This window comes from Pedococcus sp. P2_E4, from assembly GCF_056403935.1.
In genome coordinates, this window is the sequence record NZ_JBFUEO010000047.1 from 1 (window position 1) to 23,416 (window position 23,416).

General features: G+C 71.6%; 29 protein-coding genes. 14 read left to right on the forward strand and 15 right to left on the reverse strand.

What is annotated here, in order from left to right; translation table 11 throughout:
• Nucleotides 1-568: HNH endonuclease signature motif containing protein (locus tag AC1DV7_RS16025; protein ID WP_477598238.1), on the forward strand; the 568-nt coding region annotated here is incomplete at its 5' end.
• 232 nt (nucleotides 569-800) lie between these two features.
• A complete protein-coding gene (locus tag AC1DV7_RS16030) occupies nucleotides 801-2,705 on the forward strand; it encodes a S8 family serine peptidase (RefSeq protein ID WP_477598239.1) in 1,905 nt (634 codons plus the stop codon).
• 134 nt (nucleotides 2,706-2,839) lie between these two features.
• Here the strand turns inward: AC1DV7_RS16030 and AC1DV7_RS16035 are convergent, their stop codons facing one another.
• From AC1DV7_RS16035 to AC1DV7_RS16060, 6 genes are all read right to left on the reverse strand, one after another.
• Nucleotides 2,840-3,175, reverse strand: coding sequence for a YciI family protein (locus AC1DV7_RS16035; protein ID WP_477598240.1), 336 nt, complete (start codon nucleotides 3,173-3,175; stop codon nucleotides 2,840-2,842).
• A 168-nt stretch (nucleotides 3,176-3,343) separates the two neighbouring features.
• Nucleotides 3,344-4,321 (reverse strand): TIGR03086 family metal-binding protein, encoded by a 978-nt coding sequence (locus AC1DV7_RS16040; RefSeq protein ID WP_477598241.1) that lies wholly within the window; start codon nucleotides 4,319-4,321, stop codon nucleotides 3,344-3,346.
• On the reverse strand, nucleotides 4,318-4,623 hold the full coding sequence (locus AC1DV7_RS16045) for an ArsR/SmtB family transcription factor (protein WP_477598242.1): 306 nt from the start codon (nucleotides 4,621-4,623) through the stop codon (nucleotides 4,318-4,320). Before AC1DV7_RS16045 ends, AC1DV7_RS16040 begins: the two co-directional genes overlap by 4 nt.
• Nucleotides 4,624-4,796: 173 nt before the next feature.
• Nucleotides 4,797-5,729 carry an RNA polymerase sigma-70 factor gene (locus AC1DV7_RS16050; protein WP_477598244.1) on the reverse strand — a complete coding sequence of 311 codons (933 nt, stop codon included), beginning with the start codon at nucleotides 5,727-5,729 and terminating at the stop codon, nucleotides 4,797-4,799.
• On the reverse strand, nucleotides 5,719-6,702 hold the full coding sequence (locus AC1DV7_RS16055) for an NAD-dependent epimerase/dehydratase family protein (protein ID WP_477598246.1): 984 nt from the start codon (nucleotides 6,700-6,702) through the stop codon (nucleotides 5,719-5,721). Before AC1DV7_RS16055 ends, AC1DV7_RS16050 begins: the two co-directional genes overlap by 11 nt.
• Nucleotides 6,703-6,806: 104 nt before the next feature.
• Entirely contained in the window at nucleotides 6,807-7,172 is a 366-nt protein-coding gene (locus AC1DV7_RS16060; protein WP_477598247.1) for a MerR family transcriptional regulator, read from the reverse strand.
• A 180-nt stretch (nucleotides 7,173-7,352) separates the two neighbouring features.
• Between AC1DV7_RS16060 and AC1DV7_RS16065 the strand changes: the two genes are divergently transcribed.
• Entirely contained in the window at nucleotides 7,353-7,775 is a 423-nt protein-coding gene (locus AC1DV7_RS16065; RefSeq protein ID WP_477598249.1) for an Hsp20/alpha crystallin family protein, read from the forward strand.
• A gap of 151 nt (nucleotides 7,776-7,926) precedes the next feature.
• On the opposite strand, the gene AC1DV7_RS16070 is transcribed toward AC1DV7_RS16065, so the two are convergent.
• Nucleotides 7,927-9,279, reverse strand: coding sequence for an MFS transporter (locus AC1DV7_RS16070; RefSeq protein WP_477598250.1), 1,353 nt, complete (start codon nucleotides 9,277-9,279; stop codon nucleotides 7,927-7,929).
• 197 nt (nucleotides 9,280-9,476) lie between these two features.
• Here AC1DV7_RS16070 and AC1DV7_RS16075 point away from each other — a divergent pair, with 197 nt between their 5' ends.
• A complete protein-coding gene (locus AC1DV7_RS16075; RefSeq protein WP_477598252.1) occupies nucleotides 9,477-10,352 on the forward strand; it encodes a LysR substrate-binding domain-containing protein in 876 nt (291 codons plus the stop codon).
• A 16-nt stretch (nucleotides 10,353-10,368) separates the two neighbouring features.
• Here AC1DV7_RS16075 and AC1DV7_RS16080 read toward each other — a convergent pair whose 3' ends face one another.
• Nucleotides 10,369-11,133, reverse strand: a complete 765-nt coding sequence (locus AC1DV7_RS16080) for a hypothetical protein (protein ID WP_477598254.1) — start codon at nucleotides 11,131-11,133, stop codon at nucleotides 10,369-10,371.
• A 90-nt stretch (nucleotides 11,134-11,223) separates the two neighbouring features.
• Nucleotides 11,224-12,234: a hypothetical protein gene (locus tag AC1DV7_RS16085; RefSeq protein WP_477598256.1), complete on the reverse strand. Its 1,011-nt coding sequence runs from the start codon at nucleotides 12,232-12,234 to the stop codon at nucleotides 11,224-11,226.
• Between the two features lie 297 nt (nucleotides 12,235-12,531).
• Between AC1DV7_RS16085 and AC1DV7_RS16090 the strand changes: the two genes are divergently transcribed.
• Both AC1DV7_RS16090 and AC1DV7_RS16095 read left to right on the forward strand, forming a co-directional pair.
• Nucleotides 12,532-13,050, forward strand: a complete 519-nt coding sequence (locus tag AC1DV7_RS16090; RefSeq protein WP_477598257.1) for a hypothetical protein — start codon at nucleotides 12,532-12,534, stop codon at nucleotides 13,048-13,050.
• Between the two features lie 207 nt (nucleotides 13,051-13,257).
• Nucleotides 13,258-13,683, forward strand: coding sequence for an SRPBCC family protein (locus tag AC1DV7_RS16095; protein ID WP_477598259.1), 426 nt, complete (start codon nucleotides 13,258-13,260; stop codon nucleotides 13,681-13,683).
• 61 nt (nucleotides 13,684-13,744) lie between these two features.
• Here the strand turns inward: AC1DV7_RS16095 and AC1DV7_RS16100 are convergent, their stop codons facing one another.
• Together AC1DV7_RS16100 and AC1DV7_RS16105 are read right to left on the reverse strand one after the other, a co-directional pair.
• Nucleotides 13,745-14,077 carry a TfoX/Sxy family protein gene (locus AC1DV7_RS16100; protein ID WP_477598261.1) on the reverse strand — a complete coding sequence of 111 codons (333 nt, stop codon included), beginning with the start codon at nucleotides 14,075-14,077 and terminating at the stop codon, nucleotides 13,745-13,747.
• Between the two features lie 114 nt (nucleotides 14,078-14,191).
• Nucleotides 14,192-14,473, reverse strand: a complete 282-nt coding sequence (locus AC1DV7_RS16105; RefSeq protein ID WP_477598262.1) for a hypothetical protein — start codon at nucleotides 14,471-14,473, stop codon at nucleotides 14,192-14,194.
• On the opposite strand from AC1DV7_RS16105, the gene AC1DV7_RS16110 reads away from it, so the two are divergent.
• Entirely contained in the window at nucleotides 14,463-14,873 is a 411-nt protein-coding gene (locus tag AC1DV7_RS16110; protein WP_477598264.1) for a DUF6318 family protein, read from the forward strand. The two genes, AC1DV7_RS16105 and AC1DV7_RS16110, sit on opposite strands and share 11 nt — an antisense overlap.
• Nucleotides 14,874-14,980: 107 nt before the next feature.
• Nucleotides 14,981-15,766, forward strand: coding sequence for a hypothetical protein (locus AC1DV7_RS16115; RefSeq protein WP_477598266.1), 786 nt, complete (start codon nucleotides 14,981-14,983; stop codon nucleotides 15,764-15,766).
• A gap of 96 nt (nucleotides 15,767-15,862) precedes the next feature.
• On the opposite strand, the gene AC1DV7_RS16120 is transcribed toward AC1DV7_RS16115, so the two are convergent.
• The 3 genes from AC1DV7_RS16120 to AC1DV7_RS16130 form a co-directional block, all read right to left on the reverse strand.
• Complete coding sequence (locus tag AC1DV7_RS16120; protein WP_477598268.1) at nucleotides 15,863-16,171, reverse strand: hypothetical protein; 309 nt, start codon at nucleotides 16,169-16,171, stop codon at nucleotides 15,863-15,865.
• 83 nt (nucleotides 16,172-16,254) lie between these two features.
• Complete coding sequence (locus AC1DV7_RS16125) at nucleotides 16,255-18,879, reverse strand: glucosidase family protein (RefSeq protein ID WP_477598270.1); 2,625 nt, start codon at nucleotides 18,877-18,879, stop codon at nucleotides 16,255-16,257.
• Between the two features lie 157 nt (nucleotides 18,880-19,036).
• Nucleotides 19,037-19,237 (reverse strand): hypothetical protein, encoded by a 201-nt coding sequence (locus AC1DV7_RS16130; RefSeq protein WP_477598271.1) that lies wholly within the window; start codon nucleotides 19,235-19,237, stop codon nucleotides 19,037-19,039.
• A 146-nt stretch (nucleotides 19,238-19,383) separates the two neighbouring features.
• On the opposite strand from AC1DV7_RS16130, the gene AC1DV7_RS16135 reads away from it, so the two are divergent.
• The 4 genes from AC1DV7_RS16135 to AC1DV7_RS16150 all read left to right on the forward strand — a co-directional run bounded on the left by AC1DV7_RS16135 (nucleotide 19,384) and on the right by AC1DV7_RS16150 (nucleotide 22,266).
• Nucleotides 19,384-19,587: a DUF4177 domain-containing protein gene (locus tag AC1DV7_RS16135; RefSeq protein WP_477598272.1), complete on the forward strand. Its 204-nt coding sequence runs from the start codon at nucleotides 19,384-19,386 to the stop codon at nucleotides 19,585-19,587.
• A gap of 147 nt (nucleotides 19,588-19,734) precedes the next feature.
• Nucleotides 19,735-21,408, forward strand: a complete 1,674-nt coding sequence (locus tag AC1DV7_RS16140) for a hypothetical protein (RefSeq protein ID WP_477598274.1) — start codon at nucleotides 19,735-19,737, stop codon at nucleotides 21,406-21,408.
• A gap of 56 nt (nucleotides 21,409-21,464) precedes the next feature.
• The gene (locus AC1DV7_RS16145) at nucleotides 21,465-21,830 is read left to right on the forward strand and encodes a hypothetical protein (RefSeq protein WP_477598276.1); all 366 of its coding nucleotides are present in this window, start codon (nucleotides 21,465-21,467) and stop codon (nucleotides 21,828-21,830) included.
• On the forward strand, nucleotides 21,823-22,266 hold the full coding sequence (locus AC1DV7_RS16150; protein WP_477598278.1) for a hypothetical protein: 444 nt from the start codon (nucleotides 21,823-21,825) through the stop codon (nucleotides 22,264-22,266). The genes AC1DV7_RS16145 and AC1DV7_RS16150 overlap by 8 nt, the downstream gene beginning before the upstream one ends.
• 36 nt (nucleotides 22,267-22,302) lie before the next feature.
• Here the strand turns inward: AC1DV7_RS16150 and AC1DV7_RS16155 are convergent, their stop codons facing one another.
• Nucleotides 22,303-22,734, reverse strand: coding sequence for a nitroreductase family deazaflavin-dependent oxidoreductase (locus AC1DV7_RS16155; protein WP_477598279.1), 432 nt, complete (start codon nucleotides 22,732-22,734; stop codon nucleotides 22,303-22,305).
• A 92-nt stretch (nucleotides 22,735-22,826) separates the two neighbouring features.
• On the opposite strand from AC1DV7_RS16155, the gene AC1DV7_RS16160 reads away from it, so the two are divergent.
• Both AC1DV7_RS16160 and AC1DV7_RS16165 read left to right on the forward strand, forming a co-directional pair.
• Nucleotides 22,827-23,117 (forward strand): hypothetical protein, encoded by a 291-nt coding sequence (locus AC1DV7_RS16160; RefSeq protein ID WP_477598281.1) that lies wholly within the window; start codon nucleotides 22,827-22,829, stop codon nucleotides 23,115-23,117.
• The coding region (locus tag AC1DV7_RS16165) for a WXG100 family type VII secretion target (RefSeq protein WP_477598283.1) at nucleotides 23,114-23,416 on the forward strand (303 nt) is incomplete at its 3' end. The genes AC1DV7_RS16160 and AC1DV7_RS16165, both read left to right, overlap by 4 nt.

Below are 23,416 nucleotides of genomic sequence, written 5' to 3' on the forward strand. Positions count from 1 at the left end.
GCGCCGCGGCGACGCCCTGGTTCAGCTGGTGCGCCGTGCGGTGGGCGTGGACGATGCGGTGGGCAAGAACGCCAAGACGACGCTGCTGGTGACGATGGACTGGGCGTCCCTSCGTGASMMGRYCGGSGCCGSSACCACSCTSGGTGGGCTCGACACCGGCACCCACCTGGCGCCGGAGACGGTCCGCCGGCTGGCGTGCGACGCCTCGGTGGTCCCGGTCGTGCTGGGGTCAGGGGGTGAGGTGCTCGACCTGGGCCGCACGGTCCGGTTCTTCAGCCCGGCCCAGACCAGGCGGTTGTGGTTGCGCGACGGCGGGTGCACCTACCCCGGGTGCGGGGCGCCGCCGGCGTGGACGGACGGTCATCACCTGGTGCACTGGGCCGACTTCGGACCCTCCGACCTGGGCAACGCGGCGTTGTTGTGCGAGCGGCACCACACCATCGTCCACCAACGCCGCCTCGCCGGGCAGGTCGTGACCGACGAGGACGGGGAGCGGGTGGAGTGGGACCTGGCCCGCGGCTCCTACGACCAGCTGCTGGCCCGACGTGCCGCGCAGGAACCAGCGTGACCCCGCCCCACCACGGCGGGGACAGCGGGATGCCCGGTCCCGGGCAGGGGGAGCATTCGGCGGCTCCAACCCACGGCCGTCGCGCGGGGGGTCAGGCCGCGGGACCCACCCCATACCCAGCGCGAGCTGAGGCCAGGCTGGCAAGTCGGCACGCGGCCTGACCTGCGGCGCGGCGTAACCCGGAGCCTGCGCATGCCGTTGTGCAGGTCACCTACTGCTCCGTGGAGGAACCATGCTTCGCACGTCCCACCGCGCGACCACAGCCGCGCTCACCGGCGCGACCGCCCTCGCCCTCATCGTGTCCGGCGGGTACGCCGCCGCCGCGGCATCCCCCATCTCCGCCCCGCTCGCCTCCGGCACCGCCGCAACCGGCGCCCTCGTTGGGGACACCCCCGGCTTGGCCAGGCTGCTCGACAACGGCACACCGAGCGGGCGGGCGATCGCGACCTTCGACGGCATACCCACGGCGACTCAGGTGACGGCCCTCAAGGCCCTCGGGCTCACGGTCCAGCCCATGAAGCGGCTGCCGCTCGCGCTGGTGAGTGGCACGGTGGCGCAGTTCCGGTCGGCCGTCACGACGGGCGTGGCGAGCGACGTGTACCCCGACGAGAGTCTGCACCTGCTCGACACCACGTCCTCCGACGCGATGGGTGGCGCAGCGCTGCGGGCCAAGGGGCTCACTGGCAAGGGTGTCACGGTCGGCGTCGTCGACTCCGGTTGCGACGCAACGCATCCCGACCTCGCGCAGCGCGTCAAGCACAACGTCTCGCTCGTCAGTGGCGAGTACGCCAACCTGCCCCCCGACTCCTCGACGACCCTCGTCGTCCCGGCGGACAAGGGACCGTACTCGAACACCGACCTCGGTTCGGGTCACGGCACCCACGTGGCCGGCATCATCGCCGCTGACTCCCGCTCGGTCACCGACGGCTCGCGCTACGGGGTGGCCCCGGAGGCCGACCTGGCGTGCTTCGCGATCGGAGCGGTCCTCTTCACGACGGCGGTCGTGACCGCCTACGACTACATGCTCGACCAGCCCGACCTCCTCGGCATCGACGTGGTCAACAACAGCTGGGGTAACTCCTACCGCCAGTTCGACCCCCGCGACCCGGTGGCCGTGGCGACCAAGGCAGTGGTGGACCAGGGCGTCACCGTCGTCTTCGCGGCCGGCAACTCCGGAGCCGAGAACGCGGAGCTGAGCCTGAACCCGTTCAGCCAGTCCCCGTGGGTCATCTCGGTCGCAGCGGGATCGGTCGACCGCCACCGCGGTGACTTCTCGTCGAACGGCCTCACCCACGACAACTCCCAGCCGACCGGCATCACGGCCGGTGGGCACACCGTCTACACCGGCGACCGCATCGGCCTCGTGCACCCGGACGTGACGGCACCGGGCGTCGACATCTCCTCGACGTGTGACACGACCGGCACCGTCGTCGGCCCGTGCCCGCCCGGACAGAACACCACCGCGAGCGGCACCTCCATGGCCTCGCCGCACATCGCGGGGGCGGCGGCGGTGCTCAAGCAGGCCAACCCGGCCCTCACGCCGGACCAGGTGCGGCTCGCGCTCCAGGCCTCGGCCAGCCCCGTCACCAACGACGACGACACTGGCACGCTGCCGTTCTGGCAGATCGGCTACGGCTACGCGAACCTCGACAAGGCCGTCGCCCTGGTCAGCGGTCGCACCTGGGCCAAGGACCTCGCGAGGGCCAGCGCCCAGGCCGACGCCCGAGTGCTCGCCGCCGACGGGTGGAAGGTTGCTCGCGGCGACTTCTGGACCTACGACAGCCCCCGCGCCACTGTCGGCGGGTCCGACAGCCACACCTACACCGCACCGGTCGCGGCGGGAGTGACGTCACTCAAGGTCTCGCTGTCCCACCCGTCGCTGGCGGCCGTCGGCATCAACGGCACCAGCTACACCGTCACCGTCAAGGACCCGTCGGGCGCCGTCGTGGGCACGTCGACCGAGTCCTTCACGGCCGGTGCCGGCACCGCGACCGTCCAGGTGCCGGTCACGACGGCAGGGACCTACACGTTCGACGTCGTGGGCAACTACGCCGCCTCGGACCCCGACACGCTCGACTCCGACAGCGCCGGAGGACGGATGGTCACGCTGCACGTGGCCCAGCTGCAGCAGGGCTGAGCCACCCGGTGGAGGGGGAGTGAGGGTATGCCGCGGGCCCGGCCGCGCGGCATACCCTCACCCTCGTGCACGGCACCGAGGGGCGTGCACGAGGGTGAGTCCAGCGTGCACGGCCGGTGGCCGCACACGCTTCGTCACATGCCGGGGACGGGGAGGGACTCGTGGACCTCGATGGTGCAGCCGCCCGGCATGTTGAGGTGCGGGTGGCCCTCGGCGAGGGCGAGGGCAGCCTGCATGTCCGGGGCCTCGATGATGCTGTAGCCGGCAACCTCGCGGGTGCTGGGCGACGTGCCCTCGGTGGTGACCTGGGTACCACCGGCGAGCGGGGTGCCGAAGTCGGCCATGCCGTCACCGACGCGCCCGGCCCAGGCCATCCACTGGCCCATGACGGCTTCCATCTCGGCGGGGTCGGAGGGCGCGGCATCGGCCGGCGTGGTGGGGGCGTGGTAGACGAAAAGGAACTTGCTCATGACGTGGTTCTTCACTTTCGGTTGGGGCGATGCAGCCTGTTGGGGCATGCAGCCTGCTGGGGCACTGCAGCGGTTGCGGCGCCGCGGGTTTGCGGCGGGCGTGTGATGGTGTGCGGTTGGGGGGAGTCGCGAGGCGGCGGAACGTGACAGGCCGTCACGGACGAGCCGTCAGGCAGGGATGGCGGTGCGACCGGCATAGGCGGCAAACCGGTCGAGCGCGTCGGCGTCCGCGGCGGGAGTGATCTCGTCGGCGAACGAGCGGCCCCGACCCTGGGCGATGACGCCGCGGGTCAGGTCGTGGACATAGCTGACGACCTCGTCGGAGACGTTCAGCGGCTGGCCCGAGGCCTGGGCCAGGTCCCAGCCGTGCAGCAGCAGCTCGAGCGGCAGGAGGCTGGCGAGGAACATCGCCGGCACGTCCTTGCCACCGGGACCCGGCACCGTGCCGTCGAGGTCGACGGCACGCCACGCCTCGAGCGCCTGACCCGTCAGGACCGAGACCTTGTCCTCGAGGGAACCCGCGGCCGGCACCGTGAGCCCTGCCCCTGCCATGCCGCCGAGCTGCACGAGCGAGCCGAGCAGGTGCTCCGCGAGCTCGTGCGCGGTGAAGTCGGCACACGGCGTGGGCTTCGGGCGGTCCTCGGGCGTGAGCCCGCGCAGGACCGGCTGGACGACGGCCAGGGCAGCCTCGGCCGCGACGAGCGGCGTGAGGTTCTCCGGCGCCCAGGCCCACTCGTCCTGCCCGGCGTCGCCGGTGTTGGCGAGGCGCTCGAGACGCTCGAAGAAGTGGTTCCAGCCCTCGGCGTGCTGCACCGCCTGCTCCTGCGTGAGGCCCTCGTGGACGAGGGTGACCTGCGAGCCGCCCTCGACCGGCTCGACCGTGATCGTGACGGTGGACGCGTCCTTCGGCAGGTCGGGGTTGCCCTCCCAGCCCCAGCCGAACACGACCCGGCGACCGGGCTCGACCTCCCGGTACGTCCCCTCGGCGACGTGACCCGGCACCACCGTGAACCGGTACGACCCACCGGCGCGCAGGTCGACGGTCGCCGTCACCGTCTTCCAGCGACGCAGCCGCTCGGGCTCGGTGATCAGCGCGAAGGCCTCATCGGGGGAGACGGGCAGGACGGTGGTCTTGGTGAAGCTCATGGGGTTCCCTTCAGGCGGTGCGCGTCGGCGACGAGCTGGTCGAGTTCGGACGTCCAGAACCTGTCGATCTCGGCCTGCAACCGCTGCAGCCCGCTCGGCACGACCCGGTAGATCCGTGTGCGCCCGACCTTCTCCGCCCGCACCAGCCCGGCGTCGGCGAGCAGCAGCAGGTGCTGGCTGATCGCGGACCGGGTCACCGTGAACTCGCTGGACAGGTCCGTGACGCCCCGTGGCCCGCGGGCCAGGAGCTGGAGAATCCGGCGGCGAGTCGGCTCGGCGGCGGCGGAGAGTGGGTCGGTCACAACACGCAATACGTTAGTCCTCACTAACGCATCTGTCCAGACCGCAATCGAGGGTGGCCCGCGGACGGGGGAGGGGGTGCGTGGCTGCAGCGGTATGCCGCGTGGCGGCAGGGGTGTGCCGCGTGGTGACCCCGCGGCATACCCGTCGGGTGGGGTGGCGAGGGGTGGGGCCGTCAGCGGGCCTCGCGCAGGATGGCGACGGCGTCCCCGACCGGGCCGAGGTGGGCGAGCTTGTCGGGGTTGACGATCGAGCGGATCCCGGTGACCTGCCCGTCGCTGATGTCGAGCGCCCACACCCCGAGGACGCGATCCTGGTCGTCGTAGTAGATCGCGCCGGGGCCGCCGTTGATCTCGGTCGGCCGCATGGACACCTGGGGGAACCGCGCCAGCGCCCGCAACCACGTCGTCAGCGTGTGCGCGACCCGGCTGCGGCCGTGCTGCGACCTGGCCAGCGCCGGGACCTTGCCGCCGCCGTCGCCCGTCAGCGTGACGTCGTGGGCGAGCAACGCCTCGAGCCCCGCGAGGTCGCCCTGCTCGGCCGCCGCGAARAACCGCCTGGCCAGCTCGCGCTGCTGCTCGCCGGTCGTCTCGAACCGCGGTCGCCGCTCCTTGACGTGCCGGCGGGCCCGGCTGGCGAGCTGGCGCACCGTGTCCTCGCTCCGGCCCACGATGTCCGTGATCTCCGGGTACCCGTAGCCGAACACGTCGTGCAGCAGCAGGACCGCCCGCTGCTCGGGGGACAGGCTCTCGAGCAGCACGAGCATCGCCAGCGACAGCGAGTCCGCGGTCTCCGCGTGCTGGGCGGGGTCGTCGGCCCGGTCGGTGACGATCGGTTCAGGCAGCCACTCGCCGACGTACCGCTCGCGACGGGCACGGGCCGACCGCAGCTCGTTGATCGCGAGCCGGGTCGTGACGGTCGCGACGAACGCACGCGGCGACACGATCTCCTCACCGGCTTCGAGCGACTGGTGCACCCGCAGCAACGCCTCCTGGACCACGTCCTCGGCCTCGCTGACGCTGCCGAGCATCCGGTAGGCGATCGCGAACGACCTCGGCCGGAGCTCGTCGAGCAGGGCGTTGCGCTGGGTCCCGTCGTCAGGCTGCATTCGTCCTGGACCTCCCCGTCTCGTGGTTGCCCGGCTCGGGGCTCGTCAGCTCACGAAAGCCGTCGCGCCAGCTCGCGTGGGACGGCGTCCACCCGAGCTCGCGCTTGGCCTTGGCGTTGGACGCGCCTCGCAGCTCGGTCATCATCACCGCTCCGATCTCACCGGTGAGCAGCCGCCCCACGAAGCGCGGCACGTGCATCGGCTCCTTGGCTCCCAAGGTACGCGCCAGCACCGGCAGCCACTCCGCGACCGGCGCCGGCTCGTCGTCGACGACGTTGTAGACCCCTCGCCGGCCGTGGTCGATCGCCGCCACGGTCGCCTCCGCGGCGTCGGCGATGTGGATGAACGACCACACGCCCCCGCCGTTGCCGACGACCGGGAACTTGCGCTGGCGGACCGCCTCGGTCTGCTCGCCGTCCGGCCCGAGCGACGTACCCGGCCCGTAGAAGCCGCCGTAGCGCAGCACGATCCCCTCGGTCCAGGTCGCCGCGAGGACGGCGTCCTCGACGTGGCGGATCGCCGCCACCGTCTCGCGCATCTCCTTGGCCGGGCCCGGTCCGAAGGAATCCTCCTCGGTCTTGACGAGACTCCCCGTGCGCTCGTATGCCGCGAAGAAGCTCTGCGCGACGAACCGCTTCACGCCGACGGCGTGGCCGGCCGACAGCAGGTGGTCCGTGCCCTCGGTCCGGAGCCGGTTGGTCATCGCGAACGAGCGGTCGAAGTGCCGCAGGTCCATCGGACCGATGCTGGTCAGCTGGTGCACGATGACGTCCGGCTGCACCCGGCCCACGGCATCGGCGACCTGGTCGGCGTCCAGGGCGTCGGCGACCATGGGCTCGGCGCCGAGGTCGCGCAGCAGCTGCGTCCTGTTCGGGCTGCTCGTCATGCCGTGGACCTCGTGGCCCGCTTCGACCAGCCGGGGGACCAGCTGCCGCCCGATCGCGCCAGTGGCTCCTGCGACGAACACCTTCATCACGTACTCCTTCGTCGGTCGTGTGTCTTGCCGTCCCTGTCCGCCAGGGCTTCCATCCATCCAGACAAGACAGCCCTCCGGCTTGTGACAGCTGAGCCGGGCTCTCAGGCCTCGTCGTCGAGCCCGTTCGCGTCGACCCGGTCGCGGAGGCGTTCGTTGTCCTGCCGCAGTGCGGTGTTGCGCTCGCGCAGGCGGCGGTTGTCGGTGGCGAGGTCGGCGTTGTCGTCCTGGAGGTCGAGCACCATGGCGACCGCCGCAAGCGTGACGCCAGAAGCCACGAGCTCGCTGACCCGTGCGATGCGTGCGAGGTCGGCGTCGCTGTACCGGCGGGTGCCGCCGTCGGTGCGCTGGGGGAGTACGAGCCCCTTCTCCTCGTACAGCCGCAGGGTGGGGACCGGCAGGTGCACGAGCTCGGCGGCGACCGAGATCGTGTACAGCGGGCGGTCCGGGGGACCGGGTGTCGCACTCATGGGAGGAGTGCCCATGCCAAAAGCGCCCGTGGGAGACGGCGCCGGGGACTTGACAAACCCGATTCGACGGATTTACAAAATCTATAGCCCATGACTGAGATCCTAGAGGATCGAGGTCGGGTTCAGGCAAGACTCGCAACACGAATCAGACAGGACCTCACAACCCTGGAGGTGGTTGAGATGCTCATGCGGACTGACCAGTTCCGCGAGCTGGACCAGCTGGCCCAGCAGGTACTGGGGACGATGGCGCGCCCCACCGTGATGCCCATGGACGCCTGGCGCGAAGGCGACACCTTCGTCGTGGAGTTCGACCTCCCCGGCGTCGAGCCCGGCTCGATCGACCTCGACGTCGAGCGGAACGTGCTCACCGTCAAGGCCGAGCGCGGTCGGCTCTCCGACGAAGCCGAGACGATCGCCACGGAGCGGCCACGCGGCGTGTTCAGCCGTCAGCTGTTCCTCGGCGACACCCTCGACGTCGACCGGGTCGAGGCCGCGTACTCCGACGGCGTCCTCCGGCTGACGATCCCCGTCGCAGAGCAGGCCAAGCCGCGCAAGATCGAGATCAGCTCGGGCGAGCGCCGGCAGCACGCCATCTCGGCCTGACGCGCAGAGCCGATGAGGATGTCCCCGCCGATCCCGCGGGTGGACCTGGCTGCGCTGGACGCCCAGGGACACCTGGCTCGAGTGGGCGCCGCCGGGGGGTGGTGCCCACCCTGGTCGGCGGGGACTGACCCACGGTCGCAGGTGTCGTCGGCTAGGGGCGCGGCAGGAGCGAGGGGCGGGGGACGCGCACCGACACCGACGTGAGCCCGAGCCGCAGCGAGGCGGCCTTGGCGAGGTGGCGACACACGAGCAGCGTGACGGCCGCCGGCACGGCGCCCGACACGAGCAGCGCGGTCCGGGCGCCATACGACTCGGCGAGCCACCCGACGACCGGTCCACCCACGGCACCGCTGCCGATGAAGACGAGCAGGTACAACCCGACGACGCGCCCGCGCAGGTGGTCGACGGCCGCGAGCTGGACGAGCGACTGGGCCGAGGTGAGGAAGCCGAGGTTGGCCGCACCGACGGCCACCAGCAGCACGGTGAAGACCTCCTGGCCAGGCGCAGCGGCGGCGACCAGCAGAGCGGCCGCCAGCGTCGACCCGGCGACCCCGACCGTCCGCAGCCGCGGCTGGTGGCGACGGCGCGCGGTTGTCAGCGCACCACCGAGCGCGCCGAGGGCGACGACGCCGTTGAGCAGGCCCAGCCCCGACGCACCGGAGTGGAAGACGTCCTTGGCGTACGCGGCGAGCGTCACCGGCAGGCTGATCGTGAAGAAGCCGAAGGCGCCCACCATGACGACTGGCCACAGGACGCTCGGCGTCCGCACGGCATACGACAGACCGGCGCGGACGCCCGGGGCGCGCTCTCCCGCGCCCGCCCGCGAGGCGGCTGCGAGCCGAGCCGCCCGCGCCTCGTGACGGGTGGGGGTGTCTCGCATGCACAGCATCGCGACGACCGGACCGACGAACGACAGCGCGTTCACGACGAAGGCCCACCCGGCGCCCACCGTGCTCATCAGCAGGCCACCGACGACCGGACCGGCCATCGCACCGATCTGGAACGTGCAGGAGACCAGGCTGATCGCGTTGGCCAGCTGGGGGCCACGGACGACCTCGGACACGAACGACTGCCGCACCGGGTTGTCGAGGGCCGCGACGGTGCCGAGCACGGCCGCCAGCAGGAACACGTGCCACACCTCGACCCGGCCGCTCAGGGTCAGTGCCGCGAGCGTTGCGGCGGTGAGCATCATCGAGAGCTGGGTGCCGAGCAGCAGGTGGCGCTTGGGGAACCGGTCGGCCAGCAGCCCGGCGTGCAGACCGAACAACAGGGTCGGCGCGAACTGGAACGCCGTGACCACCCCGACCGCGGTCGGGCTGTCGGTCATCGTCAGGACCAGCCAGTCCTGGGCGATGCGCTGGACCCATCCTCCCGTCCCGGACAGCAGCAGCCCGGACAGCAACAGCCGGAAGTTCCGGTTGGACAGTGAGGGGAAGGTGCGCGAAAAGTGTTGGGGGAGAAAGGGTGTGGAGATGCGGACTGAGGCGGCGTCGGTGGAGCTCAAGGGTCGTCCCGGGAAGGTAGCGTCGTGGTCGGGTGGAGTCGGGGTCAAGGGTCGGTGCGTTCGAGAGGAAACGGACGATGTCCAGTGTCGTCCCGGCGGCGGCGCTGCGCAGTATTCTGATCCGGAATCAGTCCTATAAGTGTCATGCAGAATCACAATGATCCAGACGTCGACCTGTCCCACGGAGGGAACGAAACGTGTACGACCCCGAGCTGTTGCGGACGTTCGTCGCCGTCGCCCAGTCCCTGAGCTTCACGCGAGCGGGCGAGGCGCTGGGGTTGCGCCAGCCGACGGTCAGCCAGCACGTCCGCCGGCTCGAGGACGCAGTGGGGCGACCGTTGTTCGTCCGCGACACCCGCAGCGTCGCCCTCACCTCCGACGGCGAGGCGATGGCGGCCTTCGCCCGGGACATCCTCGCGGCGCAGGAGCGCGCCGTCGGCTACTTCACCGGGTCACACCTGCAGGGTCGGCTGCGGTTCGGGGTCACGGACGACCTCGCCCTCACCCCGCTGCCTCGGATCCTGCGTGACTTCCGCCAGCTCTACCCCCGGATCGACCTCGAGCTCGCCGTCCTCCAGAACGACGGACTGGTGCGCCGGATCGAGTCGGGCCACCTCGACGTCGCGTTCGTCAAGCGTGGGGCCGACGCGCCCCGGACGGCCCGGGGCCAGCTCGTCCGCCGGGACCAGCTGGTCTGGTGCGGCATCAGCTCGACCCGGCTCGACCCCGAGCAGCCCGTGCCGCTGGTCGTCTACCAGGCGCCGAGCCTGAGCCGCGCGGTCAGTGTCCAGGCGCTCGAGAAGGTCGGCCGCCGCAGCCGGATCACGTGCACCGTCCGCGGCGTCAACGGCGTCCTCGCGGCGGTGCGTGCCGGGCTCGGTGTCGCCGTCATGGCCCGTACTCTCATGCCGGCCGACCTCGTCGAGCTGCCGTCCACGGTCGGCCTGCCCAAGCTGCCCCACCTCGACCTCGTGCTGCTCACCAACCGCAGCGCGCCGGCAGAGCCGGCCAAGGCGCTGACGTCCGCCATCCTCGCCAGCGGCGCCCCCCTCACCACCGTCACCGCCGGCTGACGCCGGACGGCTGGCGTCAGGCGAAGTCGGCGAGGTCCTCCGCGAGCTTCCAGAACCCGAACAGCGCGATCGCCAGGTAGAACCCCCGCGCGACCAGCGTCCCGGTCAGCGAGCCCGCGATCCGGTCGTGGAGCAACCGCCGCACGGGCAGCAGGCCGGCGATGATGACTGCGACGAACGGAACTACTGCGACCAGTGGGTTGGCCGTCAAGATCACGAACAGCACCAGTGGCAAGACCCAGGCCGTCCTGCCGCGGCGCGTCCACGAGTCCCGGGCCGCCACCTGGTCGACGACGACAGCCAGGCCGAGCGCGAACACGAACGGGAGTGCCAGGAACAGAGCGATCGCGAACCACTGGGGCGTGAGCACGTGGAAGTCGATGCCGTCGTCGTGGATCAACCCGGACCCGCCGATCGCTGCGCCGGTGAGGGCGACGGTGAGGCGGCGGAACCAGGTCGGCCCGATCAGCCACGGTGCCACGGCGAGATAGGCCGCTGCGGCGATCACGCCGACGGCTCCGCCGAGGACTGCGAGGTTGTACGTGCCCGCCAGCGTGAAGCGTCCGATGACGAACTCGTCGTCGCTCAGAGTCCCGCGCACCGAGTCGGGCGAGGTGAGGCGCAGCGCGAACATTGCGAGCCGGCTGCCCAGACCGAGGCCCACGAACCCCCACCCGATCCCCGCGACGCCCACCACGCGCAGGACCTCGAGCAGCTCCCGGCCGTAGGTCGGCGCCGGCTCATCGTCCCATCGGCCGTCGACGGCCACGGTGCTGGGCATGTGCCCAGCGTATGGCGCGAGTGCCGGGGGAGTCGCGGAACGCCAGCACCAGCCCGGAGGCGGCGGCCTGGCGTCCAACGTGCGGGAGCCTCAGCGGTGGGCGAGGGATGCAGCCCGCCGGGCAGGCACCGCCACCGCCGCGCGGCGCGGCAACCACCGCACGGTTGCCGCGGTCGTCGGGTTCGACCCGCAGACGATCAGCGCCAGGAAGACCCCGTAGACCGGCAAGTGCCCCACGAGCTCGGTCTGGCCGAAAAGGAACAGCGTCGCGTTGAAGGGCACCATCGCGACGAGGACCGCGACCTGCGGGAGCGCACCCGACAGCACGAGCAGACCGAAGAGCAGCTCGATGCTCCCGGCGATGACGATGAAGGTGTCGGTGGGAAGGTCGAGCCCGACCAGGCTGAACACGTTGAGCGCCGGGTACTGCTCCAGGGTCTCGCGTGCCATGGCCGGGTTGGTGAACTTCTCGGTGAACGCGAGGGCGATCAGTGCGATGCCGACACCAGCCCGCAGCGCGAGCAACGCCCACCGCAGCTGGACCTCCGACAGGGTGGCGGCGCCGTGCCGGTTCGCGCCCGACGGCGCGATGACGAGGAACGCGGCCACGGCAGCCACGTTGGCGCATTCCAACAGCGCCATCGGTCCGGTGAAGGCGGCCATGATCGGCCCGAGCGCCAGGGTCAGCGCGGCCGCCCACCGCTGCTGGAACCCCGTGATCAGCCACACGCCGAGCGTGGCCTCGAACAGGAGCAGGACCGACCCGGCGGCCGAGTGCAGGTCGTCCAGGGAGGGGGTGATGAACGCTCCCGAGGCGGCCAGCGCGAGCAGRGCGACGCCGAGGTGGACCCCGAGGATCCGAGGCACCCACGGCACGAGCTGCCCCAGCCGTTGCAGCACCGGCAGCTCGGGCCGGTCGAGCCGTAGCGCGACCCGGCGCCACACGACGGTCACGGCGACGACCGCCAGCGCCAGGGCCAGTGGCAGTGGCCGGAGGAAGAACCCCCAGTCGGCGGGCGCCGAGTCGACGAACCAGCGCTCATGGGCGGGCAGGGCCAGGGCGGGCAGGGCCAGGGCGGGCAGGGCCAGGGCGGGGACCATCGGTGGGCTCTCCAGGGAGTCGGTACGTGACGGGACCGCCGCGAGGGGACCCGGCGGGCCCTCGTGGACCGCACGGCCAACGCTACGGTTCCGGGAAATCCCCGTTTCAGGGCCAAAGGTCCCGACCTTCGCGGTGGACGACTCCGGGCTCCTGGCGCCCGGAGGTGACCGGCTACGGCATCCGTCGCACCCCCCGTCAGTCATCCGCAGGAGCCGGGCGCTGGCGGGCGCACCTAGCGTCTGCTGGGGGCTGACACCGGCCCCAGCAGAGACGACACGACGCCCGAGGAGACACCCATGAGACCTGCCCGCGTCGCAGCCACCGCCGCACTGGCACTGGCTGCCGCCATCACCCTGCCCGCCAGCTCCGCGTCCGCGGCGGAGCTCCCAGCGCCCGAGATCGCCTGGGTCGGCCAGCACGTGGTCGCCAACGGCAGCGATGCCTTCATCCAGGCGAAGTTCCGCTGCTGGGGTGGCGAGACCGGCACCCACCTCTGGGCCTCGATCAAGCAGGGTGGCGCCGACCCGACCGCCGAGGGTTCCGGCATGAAGTCGGACGCTTGGTACGACACCAACTACCAGTACGCCAACAACCCCGCCGGCCAGACGATCCAGTGCGACGGGCGCTGGCACGTCAACCGGTTCACGGTGAAGCTCGTCGACCACCCGTTCGGCACCGGCTACGTCTCGGGCACGCTCGCCAACGGCGCCGCCTGGGTCCAGTTCTGCGTCTTCGACTCCAGCGCGACGGACGACAACTTCCCGACCGGGTTCGCCTACGACTACGGCTGGAAGACCGTCATCGCCCAACACTGACCGCCACCTCACCGGGGCCCGCAGGCAGGCGGACAGGGGTATGCCGGGTGGTCACCACCCGGCATACCGCTCGCCTGTCGCGGCCGAGGGTGGTGGCTTCGGTAACTGGGCGCAGATCAGGGGTTGCCGTCTGGGCCGTCACGCGGTCGACTGTCTGGTGTGGGTCGCGCCCACCCGGGGCGAGGCCACGGCGACGGAGGTCTGCACATGAGCAGTGAGGTCGACACGCTTCCCGACGACGTCGACGACGACCTGGAGGCTGGCGTGCACGCCAGCCACGCGGTCGCGGCGCCGCCGCTCCAGGTCTGGCAACACCTGATCAGCACTGCTGGCACCGAGGCGCTCCTCGGCGACGGCGCCCGCATCGGCAACAAGGGCGAGCCGTGGCGCGCGTCCGACGGGTCGTACGGCGTGGTGCGCAGCATCCATCCGCTCGAGCAGATCCGGGTCACGTGGCACCCGAACGAGGACGGACCGCTCAGCATGCTCGACGTCCAGCTGCACCCGGACGGCGACGCGACGCGCGTCGAGGTCTACCACGAGGGACGCGGCATCGCCGGTGACCCGCGCGGCGACAAGGACCACTGGGACGACGCGCTCGGACGCTTCGCGGGAGGTCTGACGGGGTCCTGACGACGCGCGCGGTGGCGTTGGTGGCGTCGGCGCGTCGGTGGCGTCGGTGAAGTCGGTGGCGTCAGTGACCAGAGAGGGTGCGGGCGAACTCGAGGCTGCGCTCCACCCACGTCCGTAGCTGCCCCTCGGTCTCGAACCCGGCCTCGGCGACGCGCAGCCACCCCTTCATCGGCGAGCCCCGCATCGCGAACGGCTGGACGACCTCGCCGTCCAGCAGCCCCGCGGCGTCGTCCGGGTCCAGCCTGACGAGCAGGCCACCTCGCCCACTCACGGTCACCGACATGTTGCCGTTCACGAGGAATGCCAACCCGCCGAACATCCGCCGCTCCGTCACGTCGAGCTCGTCGACGACCAGGTCGCGGATGCGCTGAGCCGTCCGCTCGTCATAGGCCATGCCCGCCATTGTCGCCGTTTCCGCGGTGGCCCCGTCGGTCCCTCGGTCGCGGCAGGGGGATGACCTGCGGCCTTTACCTGCCCTTGTGGAAAAGTTGCGGCCGGTTGCGCCGGGTTACGTAGGCTTGCGCGCGTTCGGGGTGCAGATCTCCGCCTGAGGGGGCGTCAACGTGGGTCGACGGATTCGGTATGCCGTGTGCGGCGTGGTGGGGGCCACGCTCGCCATCGGGGGGTGCACGGGTGGGGACGACCCACCGTGGCCGCCCTCATCGTCGTCGCCGGGGTCCACGTCACCGTCGGGGTCGGCGACGTCCTCGGCGTCCGGCACTTCGACGGCAGGCTCGGGCGGCCCGTCGTCGACCGCGACGGCCAGTCCCACGGTCTCAGTGGTCGACATCCCGAAGGCGGCCCGGGCTCACACCCCCGAAGGCGCCGAAGAGTTCGTGAAGTTCTTCGTGGAGCAGTCCAATCTTGCCTGGACTCGACCGGACGACGCGCTATTGCCGCCCCTCGGAGATCGAGGTTGTATCTCCTGCGGCGCCTTACAGAAGACTGCGCGCGATCTCGTAGACAAGGGTCGGCGCTACTCGAGAGAGCCCGTGACCGTGTCCTCGGTTGCTGCCGTTCCTGGTGCGACCGACGGTCAGCAATTCGTGCGCGTCCTAGGGACGCAGAACGAGGTCGACATCGTGGATCGGGACGGCAATGTCGTGCTCACTGACCAGAAGAAGTCGCTCGCTCTGAACGTTGCCACGATCTGGAAGGGGAATCGGTGGTGGATCTACGACATCGGCTAGTCCGGAGAACGGCACTCCTCCTCACAGGAATCATCGCCCTCTCGGTTGTCCAAACGCCGATCGCCCTGGCCGACTACTCGGGCGATGTCACACGCGGAGGGTCGAGGGTGACCGTCAAGGGACGTAGCGAGCTTCAACGGATCAAGGCCGATGCGGCGCGCGGGAAGGGCGGCAAGGCAGGGCCTCGGTACGAGTACGACTCCGTCGTCAACTGCGGCACCAACACCCCTGACTCGGCGACGCTCGACGACCTGTGTGGCGAGGCCGCCCGGGCGTGCGCCGGCAACACCGCTGAGCAGGGCCTGGGGCCGAGCGTCCGGTTGTTCCGGCGCCCCATCAGCGCCGCTGGTGTCGCGACCGGGCCGTGGGTGCAGTACGGCGTGACCTGCTTCCCCGAGGACGCGCCCGGTCCAGCGCGTCCGGCGTTGACGATGGCGATGGTGCTGGCTGCGTTCCATGACACGGCGTTCGCGAAGGCCGAGCTGGCGCTGCAGCCCAAGGGCAACGTCACGCTGGTCAGGTTGCCGACGTACTTCCAGGCGCGGTGGCCGCAGGCGGGCTATTCGCCAGGCGAGGTGGACCAGGTCGACCCCGCGAGGATGGGGGGGTTCGCGGTCGAGATCCGACCGGTCGCCAAGACCATCACCTACGTGTACGGCGACGGGTCGACGAGCGGCCCGACGACCTCCCTCGGTGGCCCCTACCCGAAGGGCGACATCACCAAGACCTACAGCCACGCCGGCACGTTCGCGGTCCGCGCGGACGTCGTCTACGGGGGACAGTTCCGGGTCAACCGCGGCCAGTGGGTCGACATCCCCGGCACCGTCACCATCCGCGGCGCATCGGAGACGCTCCAGGTCCGCACCGCCAAGGCTCGGCTCGTCACGCACTGAGGCGGCGCGCGACCATTCAGGGTCGCGCGACGCCCGGTACGTCGTCGACGAGCCGCCGAGGCGATCACCAGCTCGCCGTACGCCGCTGCCCGGCGGTCAGCCCGCCGTACGCCGCTGGGCGGCCCAGGCGAGCCGGATCGCCTCGCAGATCGCCAGCGCGTCGCCGTCGAGGTCCGCCTGCACCTTGAGGTGGCCCTCCCACCGGGGTGGGAGCCCGAACGTCTCGGGGTACGCATCGAGCAGCCGCTCGCGCTCGTCCCCGCCGAGGCGCACGAGGACCGTGCCGGGCTCGTCCTGACGCACCACCAACCGGTCGTCGACGTACCACGCCACCCGGCCGGGGTGACCCTTGCGCTTGCAGCCGGCGAGCGAGGTGGCGAACTCGTCGATCTCGTCAAGGGTCACGGCCCCATTCTCCCTGCCGCCGGCCTCACGCGCAGGGCGCAGGCGCCAGCCCTGGTGGCCGGCGCCTGCGCCCGCGTCCGCTGTCAGCCGATGACCTCCAGCGTGTGCGTGCCGGTCGTGGTGGGCACCGTGACCTCGGCGCCACGGTTGGTCGTCCGCACGGTGTAGTTGTGGACCGTCCTGCCGTCGAGCCGCACGGTCGAAGGAGTCGTCCCGCGGGGGAGTGTGTGCCCGATGACGACCTTGCCGGCGCCCACCGCACGCGGGGCGGTCAAGGTCGTGGTGTAGCTCGAGCCGTTGTGGGTCGCCGACACGTCGACGAAGCCACCACCGAGCCGAATCCGCTGCGCCGCAACGGAACTCTGGCCCGTCGGGACCTGCGGCACGACGTCGAGCCGACCGTGGCCGAGGTCGGGCGAGACGCCCAGCCACTGGTGCACGACCGCCCACGCGGTCCCGTAGTTGCCCCACGCCTGCATGAACATCGAGCGACACGTCCAGCAGCGGTCGATGTTCGCGCCCTGGTCCGGCGACGGGAAGATCTCGGGCATGGCACCCGGCTGCTCGTCCGGCGTGCCGCCCGTGGCGGGTTCGCCGAACATCGGCTCGGCCAGCGCGTGGGTGTACCGACCCTGCTGGTCCGGCCCGAGGCGGCCGTAGTTGCCTTCGCCGATGGACTGGATCGACGTCGTCAGGCCGAAGATGACCTTCTCGCCCTGACCGGTGGAGCCGCCACCGCAACCCGTGTGGAACAGCCCGCGGTTGAACGGCACCTCGCCGCTGTAGCAGGGGTCCTCGCGACCGGCGAGCGCGGCGTTGCCGTGGGCGAAGGGTGCGAGCCCGGGAACGGCCTCACCCTTCACGCGCAGCTCGGCCTCCATCGGCGTCTGCCCGATCCAGTGCTTCTGGAAGGACTGGACGTCGCCCGGATCGGTGAGCGAGTCGGCATACTGCGCAACGTTGTTGGCCCACCACGTCTGGTCGAAGCGGTCCTGTGCCTTGCGCGCCAGGTTGGTCGCCCACGCGAAGGTCGCGCCGTCGCCCTTCGACCGCGCCATGTCGGCGAGGTCGTACAGACCGCGGATGAAGTAGACCGTGTTGTCGAGCTTCTCCGGTCCCATGCCGCCGCGCTCGACGTTGCCGAGGCCCTCCGGCCAGCCGTCCTTGTCGGCGTCGAGGGTGCGCACGACGTAGCGCAGGTTGCGGTTCGCGAAGTCGTACATCTCGTCTCGGAACCCGTTGTCGCCGCTCCACCGCCACAGCAGCGCCACGGTGCTCGGGAACTTGACCGTCTCGTCGGTGTTGAAGTTGTACGACGTCGTCCCGTCGGCGTTCGTGGTCCGCGAGTCCTGCCCGAACCAGATCGAGCCGTCGGCGATCACCTCGTGGGTCACCACACCCGACCTGTTGTTGAGCAGGTCCGAGACGTCGCGCAACGCCCGCAGGTGCTCCTTGATGGGTTCGAACTGCCCCACCGCGACCGCCGCGAATGCCGTGTACTCGGCGTCGGTGCCGAAGATCCACGGGTAGTCCGGGAACCCGGCTCCGATCCACGTCGCCTTCGGGATCGTGCCCGAAGGAGGCGGGAACTGCTTGCCCTGGTTGGTCCAGCGGATGTTGAGGTCGGTCGCGGTCTGGGTCTGGTCGGCGAGGTTCTGCTTGCCCCACTCGACTGCGTCCTGCACCAGGCGGTCGCCCGGCAGCGACACCCGGGTCATGTCCCCGAGCTGCTGGCGTCCGCCGACCTTGGCCGCGAGCTGCGACGCAGGGTCGGCCAGGGCCTTGGTGAGCTCGCTCTTCGCGGTCGGCAGGCCCTGGTCCGAGCCGGCCACGGCCAGCCACACGGTGGTCGACCCGCCGGCCGGCAGGCTCACGGCATACGTGAGCCWGCCACCGGTCCCACGGCCGAACGGGCCGTCATCGCACTCGGACGGCTTCGGGGACGCCGGGGCACCCGGCTCGGTGCCGGTGCAGCGGTTGCCGTCCTCCGGCCCCCAGAACTGGTCGCCGGTCGCCCCGGTCGCGGGCTGGGCAGACGAGCCGACCACCGCCGCGTAGTCGTGGGCGGGCGCGCCGGGAAGGGCGCCCTGGTCGGTGAAGGTCAACCGTTGACCGTCGAACCCACCGGTGTCGGGCAGGTTGTCGCTGGCGTTCGGCGTGACCCCGCTGAAGCCCCACGGGTACTGGCCCATCAGCTCGGAGTGCGCGTCGACCGACAGGGTGGCGGTCCTCGCGGCGCCGGGGTTGGTGAGCGTGAGCCCGAAGAGCGCGGCCCTCGTGTTGTCGGGGACGAAGTCGGTCCGGGCGACCTTGAGGCCGGCGGTGTCAGGGAGGTCGTACTTCGTGTAGCCCCAGCCGCTGGTGAACTTCGTGGCCGGACCCACCCACTGGCCGTCGAGGCCGAACCACACGCCGTCGACCATCTTCATCGGGGCGGTCCAGACACCGCCCATCTCGCCCGTGATGTGCCAGCCGTTCGCGTAGAACCTGCCGTTCTCGAACCCGAGCACCTGGGCACGGGTTCCGGCTGCGACGGAGCGGCGGTCCGCGAGCCGCGTCGTCACGGACAGCTCGCCGGGAGTGGCATCGGCCGCTGCCCCCACGGCGCTCGGTGTGGCGGCGGCCGGCACCTGGGCGGCCATCGGGGTGAGCAGTGCGAGGGCGCTGGTGGCGACTGCACTGATGGCGACAGGGAGCTTGCGAGACATCGACGTCCTCCAAACCCAGGGGGCTCACGACGCCGACGGCGTTGTCAGGCGTCGCGATCCGGAGGTCCCGGCAACCGCTCCATGGCGAATGACCTGGAATGTCCGGACTTGTGGACGCTACACCCGAGGATCAGGGGCGGCAACGGCGAGAACGTCCTCAGGCCAGCTCGGTCTCGAGGGCGCCCAGGAGCAGCACGGCGTTCATCCGGCTGAGCAGGTCGTCTGCTCGGCGGGCCACCCGCGCGCTGTGGTGCACAGCCGACTGGCCGACGCACATCCGCGTGGTCTCACCGGAGGCGAGGTGGGAGCCGCAGCGGCACCACGCGACGGTGACGTGGGGTTCGTGTGGGGAGGACACGAAGCAGGACGCTAGGCCTCGGCGACGCCCCTGTGACCGCCTTCGCGGCCGGCTGGCCCGTTCGGGTGAGCCAACGGTGACCGAACGGGGTCGCACGCCTCCGCTGCCGCCGCCACGCACCGCAGGCGCAGGGCTACGCTGCCGCCATGGCTTACGAGTACAAGGTGGTCCAGGTCCGTGAGGGCCTGATCGGGGGCAAGGTGTCGGCCGGCAAGATCGAGAGCACGCTCAACGAGTGGGCCGCGAAGGGGTGGCAGCTCAAGGCGATCACGGCCGTCGAGGTGAAGGGCCGGATCGGCCCCGGGGGCACCGAGGGCGTCATCGTGACGTTCGAACGCCAGGTCTCCTGACTGGCCTCGTCCCGACGCCAACCGGGTCATCTGGGCGTAAGCCGTCGTCCCCGAACGGAAAACCGCTGTTCCGCGCCCACTGCCCAGTGGGTGGACCGGGCCGAACGGCTGAGGAGATTCGTTCGGGGCGCTTGGAATACTTGAGGAGTGTTGGGGAGGGAGTTCTCGCGTGTCCTGCGTTCCGCGCAGGCCGGCGACGAGCGAGCCTTCGTCCAGCTCTGGCGGGACTCCAACCCTGCGATGGTCCGCTACCTGCGCGTCGTCGGGGTCGACGACGCGTACGACGGTGCGTGCGAGGGCTGGATCACGGTCGTCCGGGGCCTGCCCGGCTTCAAGGGCGACGAGACCGCGTGGCGAGTGTGGCTGCTCGCCTGCGTGCGGATGCGCGCCGAGGAGGGGTCCCAGCGCCGCAGCTGGGGCCAGGCCAGGCCGGGACCCGGGGGCACGACCCCTGACGATCTCCAGGTCGACAACCTCGACGACGGCGAGGGCCAGGACCCCGAGAGCCGCGGGGTCAACGACACCATCGCGGCGATCCGGGCCCTGCCGCTCGGGCAGGGCGAGATCGTCATGCTGCGCCTCGCCGCAGAGCTCCCGGTGGGAGCGGTGGCCGACATCGTCGGTGCCGACGCCGCCGCCGTCAGGCGCGCCGAAGAGCGTGGCATCGAGCGCCTGGGAGCCGACCGCGAGCTGGTTGCGTGGTCGCTGGCCGCGCCGCCGATGCCGGCCGAGCTCGCCGACGAGCGAGTGGCGCTCGGAGCGTTCCGCGCCATGCCGAAGTCCACCCGGCAGTCCGCCTCGCGGGCCACGATCCTCACGCTCGGCACCTCCCTCGACAAGCAGTCGGGGCGCCGCGAGCTGCCCGACGCCGAGGTGGTGAGCATCAAGGCGCCGCTCACCCGCCACGGCGAGCGTGCCGGCCGCCCCGCACGCGCGGGGGTCGCGGTCGACGGTCACGCGCTGGCCCGTGTGAGCCCTCTCCACGAGACCCGCGCGTCCAGGCGGGCCGCCGCTCGCACTGCCGCCGGCCACGCGCCGGGAGGCAGGACCGCCGGTCGCACCGGCACTGCCACGCTCTGGGCAGGTCACTCGCGCGCCGCGGTCGTCGGCATCGTCGCGGTCTCGGCCTCGGTGATGTCACTCAGCGGCATCAGCGCGGCCGCGTTCGTCGGTGTGCTGCCCGACGGCCCGCAGCAGGCGATGCACGACCTGCTCGGGGCGCCGGCACCGACCCGTTCCGGGAGTTCCGACAGGACAGCTGGAGGGACCGGCGACGGGACCGACGGGACCCGCGGGGGCACCCCGGTCGGCCCAGCCGCCACCAGCAGCGCCGCTCGCGGGCTGTGCCAGGCGTGGGCGGCCGACAAGGCCAAGGGCACCGCCCGCGACACGTCGGTCGCCTTCCGGAACGTCGCTGCCGCAGCGGGAGGTGCCGACCGGGTCGACGCCTACTGCCGGGTCGCGGCGACTCCCGCACCCGTGCCCACCAAGACCCCCAACGCCCACGCGCCGACGGCCAAGCCCACCAGGACGCCGGCAACCCACACCCCGACCCCGCACACCCCCAACTCGCCGACGAAGACGAGCAAGACGGCCACCCCGAACTCGCCCAGCAGGACGAGCAAGGCGGCCAACCCGAACTCCCCGACCAGTGACTCGAAGGGCAGGAGCGGGCAGAACGCGACGACCTCGTCGACCCAGTCGTCGCCCGGCGCAGTCCAGCAGTCGGCACCCGACGTCGTGTCGACCGCGCCGAGCTCGCTCGGCTCGGTGTCCGAGGGCTCCAAGGGTGCACGGGGCGCTGGATCGCCGACGCGCTGACCGGCTCCCGCACCTCGCCGGCTGCCTGCTCGCCGTGCTCGCGTAGGCTTCCCGCCGTGCTCTACCCCCTCACCGTGGCCGTGTTCGTCACCGCCGTGGCGCTCACCGTGGTCGCGGGCTGGTATGCCGTGCGTGAGCGCCTGATCGATGACCGCCTGCTGCTCGTCGCAGTGCTGCTCGAGGTCGGCCTGCTCGTCCAGCTGGTCGTTGCCCTCGCCCACGTCGGCGACGTCACCGGGGGAGACGACGAGAAGGCGACGTTCGCGGCATACGCGATCACGCTGCCGTTCGTGCCGCCGGCGGCAACGTTCCTGGCCCTCAAGGAGAAGACCCGCTGGGCCATGGGCGTCGTGGCGGTCGGGGCCTTCGGCGCCGCGGTGATGACGGCGCGTCTGCAGCAGATCTGGAACCTCGGTGGCTGACGCCAAGGGCACCGGGCCCGGCTCGACGGGCTCGACCCGGCCGACCCGCTCGGGTCCGGGGATCGTGCTCGTCGCGCTCTACGGTCTGCTCGCCCTGGCCGCGACCGGGCGCTCGGTCCTGCAGATCAGCGAGTACTTCTCGCGCGCCCCGCTGGCCTACGTCCTGTCGGCCCTGGCCGCCGTGATCTACGTGGTCGCCACGGTCGCGCTCGCCCGCGGCGGCAGGACGTCGCGTCGCGTCGCGCTCGCCGCGATCTCGACCGAGCTCGCCGGCGTGTTGCTCGTCGGACTGGCCTCCTACGTGTTCCCCGACGCGTTCCCCGACAAGACCGTCTGGTCGCACTTCGGGTCGGGGTACGGCTTCGTGCCGCTGGTCCTGCCGGTGCTCGGCCTCTGGTGGCTGCGCCGGACCGCGGACCGCGACCAGTCGCGCTAGTCAGCGCGGCTCGCCGCCGTCGTCAGCGAGGTGGGCTCAGACCGGCTCGAGGACGAACACGGGGATGAGCCGGTGCGTCTTGGTCTGGTAGTCCGCGTACGGCGGGAAGGCCGCCACGCACCGCTCCCACCACTGCTCGCGCTCGGCCCCGCTGAGCTCGCGCGCACGCACGGTCCAGGTCCGGTCGTCGTCCTGCAGGTCGAGGACGGGGTTCTTGCGGACGTTGGCGTACCACTTCGGGTGCTCGGGGGCGCCGCCCTGGCTGGCGACGGCGGCGTAGACGCCCTCGTGCTCGACGCGCATGAGGGGCACCTTGCGGACCTTGCCGGAGACGCCGAGCATCGTGAGCAGCACGACGTGGCGGTTCTGGATCGAGACGGCCCGGGTCGTGCCCTCGGCCTCGATGCGCTCCACCTGGTCACGGACCCACGGTGTGGTGGAAGGGACGTACTCACCTGCAACGGTCATGGCCCCAGCAGATCATGGCGCCATCCGACCCGGCCATTCGGGGCTGTGGACAACCGATCGGGCGCTCGAGCCTTCCTGCCTAGCCTGAGCGCATGACGCGGGTCAGGGTGGACGCAGACGCGGTCGGGGCACTCGGCGCGGCCGTCACCGGTCTCGCGCTGGAGCTGCGCGACTGTGCCGTCGCCGCGAGTGAGGGGTCGTGGGCGGTGGGGAGCGGGGCGACAGCGAGGGCGCTGAGCGAGGTGCTGGGCGACTTCGAGCACCAGCGCCTCGTGCTGGGTCGCCACCTCGACGAGCTGGGCCGCCTCGCGCGACTGGCGGGCGCCATGTACGCCGACGTCGAGACCGGCACGACGACGTCGATGGTGGGCGGGTCCTGGTGAGCGCCGCGGGCCTCGAGCCCCTCGCGGGCGACCCCGACACGGTGCTGGCGCTCGCGGCCCGGTTGCGTGGGCAGGCGGCCAGACTGGAGTCCCTGGCGCGGGTGCTCGAGTCGCTCGTCGCCGGGGGAGAGGCGACGTGGCAGAGCCCAGGTGGGGCCGCGTTCACGGACAGGGCTGCCGCGGTCGTGCCACCCCTGCGTCGCATCGGGACGCGGTATGCCGTGGCGGCGTCGGTGCTGGTCGGCCTCGCCGACGAGCTGCGCGGCTGCCAGGTCGCGGTGGCGCGCGCGGTGTCCGAG